Origin of the sequence: Aquimarina aquimarini, assembly GCF_900299535.1 — a bacterium.
GTDB classification, from domain to species: Bacteria; Bacteroidota; Bacteroidia; order Flavobacteriales; family Flavobacteriaceae; genus Aquimarina; species Aquimarina aquimarini.
The window spans coordinates 96,067-108,475 of sequence record NZ_OMKE01000013.1; the positions used below are offsets into that span (position 1 = coordinate 96,067).

Consider the following 12,409-nt stretch of genomic DNA (forward strand, 5'->3'; position numbering starts at 1 on the left):
CATGTTTGTACACGTAGTAAAATCAAAAATTCATCGCGTTAAAGTAACGGGTGCGGATCTTAATTATATCGGTAGTATCACTATCGATCAAGATTTAATGGATGCTGCCAATATTATTGAAGGAGAAAAAGTGCAGATCGTAAATAATAATAATGGAGAACGTCTGGAAACCTATGCCATTCCAGGCCCAAGAAATAGTGGTGAAATCACACTTAATGGAGCTGCTGCAAGAAAAGTAGCCAAAGGAGATGTGCTTATATTAATCACCTATGCTATGATGGATATCGAAGAGGCCAAAAATTTTAAACCTAGCCTTCTTTTTCCTAATGAAGAAAATAACTTATTAAAATAAATAGTGAAACCCAAACTTATAAAGTTTCTCAAAATTATACTCCCATTAGCACTGGGAGTTTTTTTAATTTGGTATTCTATCTCTTCTGCCTCTCCCGAGGAAAGACAGAAAACAATTCAATATATTACTCAAGCTAATCCAAAATGGATTATTTTATCCCTGATAATGGGAGTCATCTCTCACTTATCCAGAGCATATCGATGGAAATTTGCTATAGAACCTCTTGGACATTCTATCAAATTATCAAATAGCTTTATGGCACTTATGGTTGGTTATCTTGCCAACTTAGGAATTCCAAGATCTGGAGAGATTCTTCGTGCTGGCACTATATCAACCTATGAAAGAATACCTTTCAAAAAAGCGTTTGGAACTATTATTTCTGAGCGCGTTATTGATTTACTAATGCTTTTACTGGTTATCGCTATTACCTTTCTTTTTCAATCTGAACATTTATTATCCTATTTATCAGAAAAAATTGCAAGCCCTTTTATTACACTTGCTGTTTTAGTAGGCTTATTAATCATTGGGGTTGTGTTTTTAAGAATAATAAAAACATCTAAAAATCCAATATTAGTTAAATTACGCAATTTTGGAGAAGGTCTTTTAGAGGGAGTAAAGAGTATTTCTAAAATAAAGCAAAAAGGCGCTTTTGTTTTTCATACATTTTTGATCTGGATCCTTTATATAGGTATGTTTTACATTATCAAATTTACAGTTCCTGAAACAGCAAATCTATCAATAGGCCCTGTATTAGCAACCTTTGTTGCAGGTTCATTTGCTATGTCTACGACCAATGGAGGGATTGGTGCGTTTCCTATTGCTATATCAGCAGTTTTATTACTTTTTGATGTCGAGAAACCAGCGGGAGAAGCTTTTGGATGGATCCTTTGGGGGTCTCAAACTGCAATAAATATAATCATTGGGGCGTTATCCTTTTTGTTTCTACCTATTGTAAACAGAGAGAAATAAGGAAATAATTTATATATTGTCCCTTGCTTAACCGTAATCCTAATACTACTTATGAAAAAAAGTATACTTCTCATTATTGCCTTTGTTTTTGCCTCTTCTAGCTATGGGCAGGCAATCTATGAATCTTTCAGATCTATCAAATTAGACCAAAACAGAGAGTTAAAAATACAACTCCCTCGTAATTATAAGAAAAATGAAGATAAAACATATCCACTAATTATTGTCTTGGATGGTGATTACTTATTTGAACCTGTTGCTGGAAATGTAGATTATTTCTCATACTGGGAAGATATGCCTGAATCTATCGTTGTAGGGGTAAATCAACGTAAAACAAGAGTTGATGATTGCAGGTATGATGTAGCAGAGTATCTACCTACAGAAAAAGGAGCAGAATTTTATGAATTCATTGGTCAAGAACTGGTTCCTTATCTCAATCAGACATATCGTACAGCCGAGCTTAAAATTATTGTTGGTCATGATTATACGGCTAATTTTATAAACTACTTTTTATTCAAGGACAACCCTATCTTTCATGGATATATCTGCTTAAGTGCAGAGCTTGGACCACCTATGGGTGAACGAATTGCCAATAAATTAGCCTCTTCTTCAGAAATCTGGTATTACTTAGCCACTGCAACCAATGATGCCGAAAATATCAAAAAAGATCTTGTGGCATTAGACGAGAAGCTTTCTGCTATTGAAAACCCTGAGGTGAGCTACTTTTTTGATAATTTTGAAGAGTCTTCTCATTACACCTTGGTAGGAAAAGCTATCCCAAAGGCTCTAGAAGATATTTTTGAAATGTACAGGCCTATAAGCAAAAAAACATACAAAGAGGTATTACTTACTCTAGAGACATCTCCTTATGACTATCTGGTAGATATCTATAAAACTACAGAGAAATTATATGGTATAAAACGTAAAATTAGAGTCAATGATTTTATTGCAGTATCTACTGCAATAGAAAAAAATGAAAATTGGTCAGAATTAGAGCCTTTAGGAAAACTTGCACTAAAAGAATACTCTGACCTTATGTTGGGTTATTATTATCTAGGAATGTTCTATGAACAAACTGGTGAACCAAAAAAGGCTATGAGAGCATACGAAAGTGGGTTTCAGCTTTCTGAGGTTGCATTCTTAACTAAAGATTACATGCTAGACAAAGTAAACAAAATCAAAGAAGATTTTGGGTGGTAACATCTCACCTATAATCTGATAATGTAAAAGCATAAATTGTTTTAAGGCAAAATCTCCAGAGAATCAAATGATTCTCTGGAGATTTTTTTTAGTTTGAAATAAAATAGTGTTCAACAGAAACTAACAAAGCATACATGCATTATAGCATTCAGCAGGTCTTCCTCCTGCTTTTATACATGCTCTCATACAAATACGATCCACACAATTAGGCCGTCTATCCCCTCCATTAATTTCTTTTTGAGCGTTTTTACCAATTTCTTTTACATTTTTTAATTTTAGAATTTTCATGTTATTATATTTAGCGGTTAATTAAATCACTTATAGTCAACACCATAAGCACTATTAAATATACAATCTTTTTAAACAAATCTTACAGTCTCATACAAACACCCCCTCCTTCTTATCCGTTTATAAAATAAATTTTGGGCTCTATCATTCCTTTTAAAAAATAGTATTTTTACGCTTTTATCAATACTTATATGGCCAAAGTAAAAACTGTTTTTTTCTGTCAGAACTGTGGTGCACAATATGCCAAATGGCAAGGACAATGCACTTCGTGTAAAGCATGGAATACTATTGCAGAAGAGGTACTCCAAAAAACTACTACCAATGATTGGAAAAATGCTACATCTACATCAAAAACCAGCAAAGTGTCCAAACCTTTACGAATCTCAGAAATACATACAGGTCAAGAGGCGCGATACAATACAGATGATGCAGAATTAAACCGAGTTCTTGGCGGTGGCCTAGTTCCTGGATCATTAACTTTATTAGGGGGTGAACCAGGAATAGGAAAAAGTACTTTATTATTACAAATCAGCCTTAAACTACCATACAAAACATTATATGTTTCTGGAGAAGAAAGCCAGCAACAGATAAAAATGCGAGCAGAACGCATACATTCTAAAACAGATAATTGTCTTATTCTTACTGAGACCAAAACGCAAAATATTTTTAGACAAATAGAAGAAATACAGCCCGATATTGTCATTATAGATTCTATACAAACATTGCATAGTGATTATATAGAAAGTAGTGCTGGTAGTATTTCTCAAATCAGAGAATGTACTACAGAATTAATCAAATTTGCCAAAGAGACGGCTACTCCTGTTCTACTGATTGGCCATATCACAAAGGATGGAAATATTGCAGGTCCAAAAATCCTTGAACATATGGTGGATACCGTACTACAGTTTGAAGGGGATCGTAATCATGTATATCGAATCTTGCGAGCTTTAAAAAACCGATTTGGCTCTACTGCCGAATTAGGAATCTATGAGATGCTAGGAAATGGACTACGAGAAGTAAATAACCCCAGCGAGATTCTAATTTCTAAAAAAGATGAAGAATTAAGTGGTACTACTATTGCATCTACGGTAGAAGGTATGCGACCTCTTATGATAGAAATACAAGCATTGGTAAGTACTGCGGTGTATGGTACTCCTCAACGTAGTGCTACAGGGTATAACCTAAAACGTCTCAATATGATATTGGCTGTTCTAGAAAAACGAGCTGGTTTCAGACTTGGTGCCAAAGATGTATTCCTTAATATCACAGGAGGAATCACAGTAGATGATCCTGCTATTGATCTTGCAGTTGTTGGGGCTATATTATCATCTAGTGAAGATATCCCTATTCAAAAAGATTTTTGCTTTGCTGCAGAAGTGGGACTGGCAGGAGAGGTGCGACCAGTAAACAAAGTAGAGCAACGTATACAAGAAGCAGAAAAATTAGGTTTCTCCACTATTTTTGTTTCTAAATACAACAAAATCTCTCTTCAAAACACTCAAATAAAAATTCAATTAGTCTCCAAAATCGAAGATATTGTCGAGTATCTTTTTGGATAACATTTATTGATAACAAAAGACCTCTTGGATATCTTTTTAACCTCGTCATTGCTCAGTATTTAGCTTGATTCGCAATGCTATATAAAAATCAAAAGCAATAGCTCTGATAGCTATATGATCTCCTAAACAAACCTTTGTTGCATAGGAATCTAATATAATGTAATACCACTCCCATAGTGCATCAGTACGATTCCTAAAACCCATTAATGATAAAATTGCACTACCTAAATCAAAGCTAAAAAAAGAAGTATCAAAGCCTACTGTATTCAATTGATTTATAAATCGGGTGCCTAATAATTCATTTTTAATTAAAAATAAAATCAAATCCTGATCTGTAGATAGATTAAATTCTGGAAAATCTTGAGTTTCTATACCTATTTTCATTTTATTGTATGTTTTTTTTATAATAATGAAGGTACATATAATGGATTATTTATAAGTGATCGTAAACAATCGGTTGTAAACAACTGATAATTTTATTACATATATTTACGATCTTAGTGTTAAAAATATTGAAGCTATTACTTAGAGTCTCACCTTAGGAAATTGGTTGTTTTTACAAACTAGATTAAGTAAACCTATTATAATTTGGACGCAGACCTTCTTATTGTTTGCAGGGTATACCAGTACCTCTAATGTGGTAAGTTGATTTTGCGTCCATTTAAGGTAACCTTACTTAACAATTCTTAGTGTTACTTTTACCCTAAGTTTTGTAATAATTAATTCGATATATGGAAACTCATATAAGTTAGAGTCATTTTCGGTAAAAAAAGTTGCTCATGAAGCAGGTATTGATGTTGAAAATCTCAGAAAATATATAAAAGGGACTCAAGAAATGAAAATAGGCATGCTTTTTAGAATTTCTAAGTCGCTCAACTTAACAATGAGTGAATTGCTAAAAGACATAGAACAGGATATTAAAAAATAGCAAGTACAAAAGTCATCATAGGCAAATAAAATCTAATGATAGAAATCTTTGCCTAAGAAAATATGATAGCGAATAAAAAAACTAGAGGTTATTTCCGATAAAGTTTTATTTGGTTAAGGTGCAGGGTTTGGATTATTCTCATGTACAGATTCGATCTCGTCAAGGATTTCATCAGATAATGTAATATGAATACTCTCTATATTCTCTTTTAGTTGCTCTAGTGATGTTGCTCCTATAATATTACTAGTTACAAAAGGACGATCATTTACAAACGCCAAAGCCATTTGTGTTAAACTAATATTGTGTTTTTTTGCAATTTCATTATAGGCTCTTGTAGCTTCAAATGATTTCTCATTGTGATATCTAGAAAATTGAGGAAATAGTGTTACTCTAGCATTTTTAGGGGTTTCTTCAAGGTATTTCCCTGTCAATTGACCAAAACCGAGTGGAGAATATGGCAAATGCCCTATCTGCTCTCTATGTAGAACCTCAGTAAGACCTATTTCATCTTTTCGGTTTAATAAATTATATGGGTTTTGAACTGTAATCATTTTTGGCAACCCTTTTCGTGCTTCTTCTGTATAACGCATCACTCCATAAGGGGTTTCATTAGATAGCCCTATTTGCCGTATTTTTCCTTCTGCAACAAACCCTTGAAGGCAACTGAGTACTTCGTTGAAATTATCATTCCATTGTTCTGTTTCATCATGTGTATATCCTCTTATTCCAAAAAAATTCGTGTTCCTTTCTGGCCAATGTAATTGATATAAATCGATATATTCTGTTTGTAATCGTTGTAAGCTATTATGAATTGCATCTGCAAATTCTTTTTTTGTAAATCCTCCTGTACGAATATGGCTTACAAAATCTCTTGGACCAACAATTTTTGTTGCTAGAACTACTTCTTCTCTTTTTTTGGTTTTCTGTAACCATGTTCCAATTATTCTTTCTGTACTGCCTTGAGTTTCTTTGCTAGCTGGTACAGAGTACAATTCTGCTGTATCAATAAAATTAATTCCTTTATCAATCGCATAATCTAATTGCTGATGCCCTTCTGCTTCTGTATTTTGTTCTCCCCAGGTCATACTGCCTAAACATATCTTACTTACTTGTATATCGGTACCTGGTAATGTGGTGTACTTCATTCTTCTTGAATATAATTTAAGTTGAGAAAAACTATTAAAATGAGATCTTATTTCATGACACACTTCTCATTTTTCAATTTCAATCAAAAGTAGAAACTCTTGTTTTTTTTAGTCTAAAAATTATCATAATAAATTAAGAGTTTTTTAGAAAGGAGCAAATCAACATATCACAGCAATTTTATTTTTGACCTAACTATCCTCTTAAATATGTGAAAGATATCTACAACCAAGACATATCAATCAACATATATTCTATGTCAGTCAAAAACAAAAACAGCATAACTGACTAACAATCAGTTATTTGAATTTAAACAAATTATTAAACTGTTCTGGAATGATAATTTCTTTCTATTTATCAATTCATAAACACAACGTAACGACCCTAAACAATTGAAGTTAACATTTACTAAGATTGTAGCCTTACAAACTCCAAAATTTTATAACAAAGAAAAGCAATAAACAATTAATTATGCTTGGTAAATTCTATGTTATTATTGACAAACTTAACTTAAAAAAAATGAAAAAGATAAACATAATATTAGTCATATGCTCTGTGTTCTATTCATCTCAAATCACGTATGGACAACAATATGATGAAGATGCTTTACCTATTGTAGAAAGTGATCCTTATTTTGACCAAGATAGTTATACTCTAATAAAAACAGACAAGCTTTCTGAAATTATTAAGGCTGCTGTAGAAAAAGATTTCCCTAAGGCTACTATTGCAAAAGCATTTACTGATAATACTGGCAATTACAAATTGATTTTAAAAACAGGTAATACTACCAAAACTGTATACACCAATGCTAGAGGTGAATGGTTTACCCCTAAAAACGAAGGATATAATTAGATTGCTCATTAAAACCTGAAGAAGAGGTCTGGAAGAACCTTCGTCCTCCGTCATATTTGAGGATCAGTCAATCTGTTAATTCTTACAAAAATCAGGCAACAGATCACGCATTGTATTCATACTGACATTTTATTTTTCTTTCAGGCCTCTCTTTAAAAAAACGGATGCGACTACCCCTTGTCGCACCCGTTTTACACAACTAACCAACCTAAAAATTAATTCCTCCAACATCCATCAAATACATTTTAGGATTGAATGTATACAAACTCAATTATCTATACTATTTTCTCCTTTGTTATACTCTTTATAATCACCCCCCTCTTCGTATTCAAGATATTGTAATAGTACATATACCTTCATTGGTTTATCTAAAAGTAATATATACCTTCATGCTATAAAATCGATAATGAGGGAAACATAAGTTTGAGTGAGGGAAGTCTTGTTTTGGAGTATTGTGTTTACATCTTATAATTCAAAACTCACAAAAAACATGTTTATGATTTCATATCATAGTAAACAAAGGTTCTTGTACATTTGTTATGATTTATAATTTTAGTATCATATATATAAAAAATCAATCACATTAATTGCAATTAGACACTATTATAACGCGCTTCTTTTTTCTTATAAAAACACAAAAACTCCTGCTTTTTAAAATTTTTCAAAAATGAAATACCTAAGACAGTTTATAAGCTTATCATTTATAATTTTTATATCCTCTTGTGATAGCCAAACAAACTCATGCAATGAGCTAGGCAATACAATTAAAAAGGATAATATCTTGCTAACTTCTATAGATACACTTAGCTTAGATCAAGCACATCATTTTCTAAAAGAGCAACAAGAAGGAGTTTCTTTATTACTTAAATTTTCCAAAACAAATCTTGAATTCTCTATTGGCACAGAAGATACTACCTATCGTAAAGAAGCTATTTTTGATGATTTTTCTGATCCAATCCTCCCTAATGACACTCTAGCAACTCGATTAAATCGTTTTTTTTCAAAACTATTTATAAGACAACAGATAGAATATTCTAGTTCATACGTATCAATGGATATCTATTCTTTAAATATGGATATTGTAAAAGAGTACTGGAATGATCCTCAAAATATGCCTTCTATACAAATAGAAAAGGTTTTTAATACCGATAAAACGATATCAAAAGATACAATTGGTTTTGATAAAGTTTCATACAGAGAACTTGGTGTAACCATACCTTCTTCAAAATACATAGATAGTATACAAGTCAACATTACTTATACCTACCCTATCATAGAGGAAATAATTTTAGAGCATAAAAATACTAGAACAAAATTACCTACAGGAACAATAGCTCTGGAAAACAAGATGGAAAACACTATCTTATTAAGCTACCCTAATAGTATTAGAGAAAAAATAATAGCTGTTAAGGGTGTTCATAAAAGTGAGAAAAACTTAAAACACATAGGCAGTTCAAGCAACACAAGACCTTCTGAAGAAATGCTATCTTATCTAGAATGTTTTAATAACACATTAAAAACTACCATAAAACAAATTGATAGTAAAAAAATCAAATCAAAAGAAGCATTAGGAAATTTTTTACTAAAAAACACGCCAACATCTCCTAAAAATGAACAGGTAACATTATCTAAGTATCAGTTCTCAGGTAATGTACAAAAAGTAAAAGTTTATATCCAAACAGGGGTTTCTACAAAGGTTAAAGAAACTTATATCGTAAAAAGATCAAAACGCGATCAAAAACCAAAAATTAATTATTTTTTAGCAGTAGATAAGGAAAAAGAAAAAATGGGTTTTGTAAACGAAAAAGGGGGCTGGGTTATCTTTCCTGAATTTGAAGATTTACGAATGGCAAATGATTACTATTACCATGGAAAACACAAAGAAGATCTAAATCAAACCTACTGGTTAGACACAAACAATAACATACTAAAGCTAGTAGACTATAAACTAGATGAATATGAAGTTTTCCCAGAGAACCTTGTTAATATAGAAAAGAAAACCAATGGCCCAGAAGGGGTTATTAATGCTAAAACTGGGCATATCATTATACCTATGAAGTATGATTACATAAGACCTGTTAATGGTTTTTTTATTACTGATTTGAATAATCAAGAAGAACTCTATGATAAAAAAGGAAGGAAGGTATTGAACAAAACATTTAGTTCTATACAAATAAAAGGCAATCTTGTTTTTACATCTATTAATACTGATATGTACTACGACAAAAAAGACATATATACGCTGCAAGGTAAGAATATAACCAATGGTAAATGGAATGATTTTGAAGATGTGTCTGGCAAAAACGGGTTCGGTAAAGATGGCTTACTATTGGTTTATAAAAAATCCTCTGAAAACAATTTTATGCAGGTAAAGAATAAAGCATTTATAAATAAAGAAGGTAAAGTTATAATTGACCTAAATTCTTATAAAGAAGCAAAATCATTTTCTAATGGTTTAGCAGCAGTAAGAAATAATGATACAGGATTATGGGGCTACATAAATAGTAATGGGAAAATTGTAATCCCTTTCTTATATGAAAATGCCAGATATTTTATGGAGAAATATGCTTGTGTAGAAAAAAATGAGACAGCTTTTTTGATTGACAAAAACAATAAAATATTTAAGCAATTTTCAGACAATATTCAATCATCCTCAATAACCATAGATACTAATGAGGCTGAGTATCATTTATACAATGAAGAAAGTTATGATGCAGAAGGAAATTTAATCAAAGGCAAAGAATCCAGTAATAATTAGTCCCTATTAGTAAAACATCTCTGTATTTTCAATAAACGTAACAATAATTACATCTATGTAAAAAAGAGAACCTTGACTCTTTTCAACCAAGATTCTCTTTTGGTGGAGAAGATGGGATTCGAACCCACGACCTCTTGACTGCCAGTCAAGCGCTCTAGCCAACTGAGCTACATCCCCAATCTTATCAGTAGTAACGATATCGATACCAAAAATACTTATTTTTTTCATTTATAAATACAAAGCATTTTTATTTTTATAACCGTGAGAATAACTCCTCTGATAAATAGTATCTTTGAATATCCCAGATCATTATTTTCTAGCCCATAAAGTTCGTATTTTTGAATTTTCTTACAATTATGATTCGTAAAGCTTTATCCTCTGATCTTACTGCCATTCATTCTTTAACTCAAGATTGTGCCAAGGCTATGATTGCTAGCGGAATTCATCAATGGAATGAACACTACCCTACGCAGGAACGTTTTGAAAAAGATGTTCAATCTGGAGAGCTATATCTTTATGAAGAAAATAAACATCTTATAGGTATAATTGTACTTACCGATTTCATGGATGATGAATATATATCCGTAAAATGGTTAACCAACAACCACAATAACCTATATGTACACCGTGTAGCAGTTCATCCTTTATACTGGGGGCAAGGATATGCACAACAGATAATGACATTTGCAAAACAATATGCCAAAGAAAACCAATATCAGTCCATAAGACTAGACACCTTTAGTCAAAATAAAAGAAATCAAAAATTTTATGAAATCCGAGGATATCAACGTCTGGATGATATTTATTTTCCAAAACAGAGCGAACATCCTTTTCATTGTTATGAGCTCACTCTATGAGTACAATAATTAGTTTTAAAAACATCAACCGTCTCGCTATACCTGCTATTGTTGCTGGTATCGCAGAACCACTACTCTCAATAACAGATACAGCTATTGTAGGTAATATTCCTGACTATGGTACAGAATCTCTTGCTGCGGCAGGAATTGTAGGGTCATTTTTATCTGCTCTAATCTGGATTCTTGGGCAAACCCGTAGTGCTATTTCTGCTATTATTTCACAATATTTAGGAGCAGGTAAAATAGAAGAAGTAAAAACATTACCCGCACAGGCCATCTTTTTTAATATAAGCCTCAGTATAATTGTACTCTTATCCACTGTTTTTTTTGTTGAAGAGATTTTTAAACTTTACAATGCATCAGGTCTCATTCTAGAATATTGTGTAGCATATTATGATATCAGAGTATGGGGATTCCCGTTAACCTTATTCACATTTGCCGTTTTTGGAATCTTTAGAGGACTTCAAAATACCTTTTGGCCAATGATCGTTGCATTGATCGGTGCGATAACCAATATTATACTAGACTTTATACTTGTTTATGGTATTGAAGGAGTTATTCCTTTTATGGGAATTCGAGGAGCAGCATGGGCAAGTCTCATCTCTCAACTTATCATGGCAATTATTGTCTTTATATTGTTATTAACCAAAACTAATGTGAGTCTCAAATTACGTTTCCCTATAAACAAAGAGCTGGGCAGACTGGTTACTATGAGCCTTAATCTTTTTGTACGATCTATTGCTCTGAATACAGCATTATATTTTGCCACTTCTAATGCCACAGAATATGGCGATGAGTATATTGCCGCTTATACCATAGCAATGAATATATGGATGTTTACTGCATTTTTTATTGATGGGTATGGTGGTGCTGGTAATATCTTAAGCGGAAAACTACTGGGAGCCAAAGATTACAAATCACTATGGAAACTAAGTAAACGTGTCACTACTTATGGAATTTTTGTAAGTCTCATTCTAGCAACATTTGGTTTTATATTTTATGAAGCTATCGGAAAACTATTTACAAGTGAAGCTATTGTGCTAGACACATTTTATAGTGTCTTTTTTATAGTATTGATTGTACAACCTATCAATGGATTTGCCTTTGTATTTGATGGAATATTTAAAGGGTTAGGAGAAATGGGGTATTTGAGAAATGTGTTATTAGGAGCAACATTTTTAGGCTTTATCCCAACATTGTATTTATGTAATTTGTTTGACCTAAAACTATACGGAATATGGATTGCATTTACTGTATGGACCTTATTCAGAGGTATATCTCTTATCCTCAAGTTTAGGAATAAGTTTTTACCCCTAATTACTCAAAAAGGATAAATAAGTATAAATAATAATGGTGCATAGATAAGAATTAAAAGAATTCCTATTCGCAATCTATTTTTTTCAAAAAATTGTTCTAGCATATTTCCTTATATTTTATCTACTATTTATATAAACTTCTATTAGATATTATATTATCATATAAATAGTATTGATTATTTTTACTATA

The 12,409-nt window shown here is 32.0% G+C and carries 12 protein-coding genes and 1 tRNA gene; 9 read left to right on the forward strand and 4 right to left on the reverse strand.

The features are described 5' to 3' along the window. Position 1 precedes the first annotated feature (1 nt). The 3 genes from panD to DG508_RS08055 are packed head-to-tail and all read left to right on the forward strand — an operon-like array spanning position 2 to position 2,518. Positions 2–352 (forward strand): aspartate 1-decarboxylase, encoded by a 351-nt coding sequence (gene panD / locus DG508_RS08045; protein WP_108867656.1) that lies wholly within the window; start codon positions 2–4, stop codon positions 350–352. Between the two features lie 3 nt (positions 353–355). Beyond that, positions 356–1,321 carry a lysylphosphatidylglycerol synthase transmembrane domain-containing protein gene (locus DG508_RS08050; protein WP_108867657.1) on the forward strand — a complete coding sequence of 322 codons (966 nt, stop codon included), beginning with the start codon at positions 356–358 and terminating at the stop codon, positions 1,319–1,321. 51 nt (positions 1,322–1,372) lie between these two features. Further along, positions 1,373–2,518: an alpha/beta hydrolase gene (locus tag DG508_RS08055; protein WP_103866654.1), complete on the forward strand. Its 1,146-nt coding sequence runs from the start codon at positions 1,373–1,375 to the stop codon at positions 2,516–2,518. 120 nt (positions 2,519–2,638) lie between these two features. Here the strand turns inward: DG508_RS08055 and DG508_RS20980 are convergent, their stop codons facing one another. Continuing rightward, the gene (locus DG508_RS20980; RefSeq protein WP_159090755.1) at positions 2,639–2,806 is read right to left on the reverse strand and encodes a hypothetical protein; all 168 of its coding nucleotides are present in this window, start codon (positions 2,804–2,806) and stop codon (positions 2,639–2,641) included. Positions 2,807–2,997: 191 nt separating this feature from the next. Between DG508_RS20980 and radA the strand changes: the two genes are divergently transcribed. Then, positions 2,998–4,365, forward strand: a complete 1,368-nt coding sequence (radA, locus tag DG508_RS08060; RefSeq protein WP_108867658.1) for a DNA repair protein RadA — start codon at positions 2,998–3,000, stop codon at positions 4,363–4,365. 45 nt (positions 4,366–4,410) lie between these two features. On the opposite strand, the gene DG508_RS08065 is transcribed toward radA, so the two are convergent. Beyond that, complete coding sequence (locus tag DG508_RS08065) at positions 4,411–4,749, reverse strand: hypothetical protein (RefSeq protein ID WP_108867659.1); 339 nt, start codon at positions 4,747–4,749, stop codon at positions 4,411–4,413. Between the two features lie 343 nt (positions 4,750–5,092). Between DG508_RS08065 and DG508_RS21455 the strand changes: the two genes are divergently transcribed. Beyond that, a complete protein-coding gene (locus tag DG508_RS21455; RefSeq protein ID WP_416354245.1) occupies positions 5,093–5,293 on the forward strand; it encodes a helix-turn-helix domain-containing protein in 201 nt (66 codons plus the stop codon). A 113-nt stretch (positions 5,294–5,406) separates the two neighbouring features. Here DG508_RS21455 and DG508_RS08075 read toward each other — a convergent pair whose 3' ends face one another. Next, on the reverse strand, positions 5,407–6,438 hold the full coding sequence (locus DG508_RS08075) for an aldo/keto reductase (protein ID WP_108867661.1): 1,032 nt from the start codon (positions 6,436–6,438) through the stop codon (positions 5,407–5,409). 517 nt (positions 6,439–6,955) lie between these two features. On the opposite strand from DG508_RS08075, the gene DG508_RS08080 reads away from it, so the two are divergent. Continuing rightward, on the forward strand, positions 6,956–7,288 hold the full coding sequence (locus tag DG508_RS08080; RefSeq protein ID WP_159090757.1) for a hypothetical protein: 333 nt from the start codon (positions 6,956–6,958) through the stop codon (positions 7,286–7,288). 667 nt (positions 7,289–7,955) lie between these two features. Continuing rightward, positions 7,956–10,046 carry a WG repeat-containing protein gene (locus tag DG508_RS08085; protein WP_108867663.1) on the forward strand — a complete coding sequence of 697 codons (2,091 nt, stop codon included), beginning with the start codon at positions 7,956–7,958 and terminating at the stop codon, positions 10,044–10,046. Positions 10,047–10,146: 100 nt separating this feature from the next. On the opposite strand, the gene DG508_RS08090 is transcribed toward DG508_RS08085, so the two are convergent. Further along, positions 10,147–10,223 (reverse strand) — tRNA-Ala (locus DG508_RS08090). A 179-nt stretch (positions 10,224–10,402) separates the two neighbouring features. Between DG508_RS08090 and DG508_RS08095 the strand changes: the two genes are divergently transcribed. Together DG508_RS08095 and DG508_RS08100 are read left to right on the forward strand one after the other, a co-directional pair. Continuing rightward, positions 10,403–10,903, forward strand: a complete 501-nt coding sequence (locus DG508_RS08095; RefSeq protein WP_108867664.1) for a GNAT family N-acetyltransferase — start codon at positions 10,403–10,405, stop codon at positions 10,901–10,903. Beyond that, entirely contained in the window at positions 10,900–12,237 is a 1,338-nt protein-coding gene (locus DG508_RS08100) for an MATE family efflux transporter (protein ID WP_108867665.1), read from the forward strand. The genes DG508_RS08095 and DG508_RS08100 overlap by 4 nt, the downstream gene beginning before the upstream one ends. The last annotated feature ends 172 nt before the right edge of the window (positions 12,238–12,409 follow it).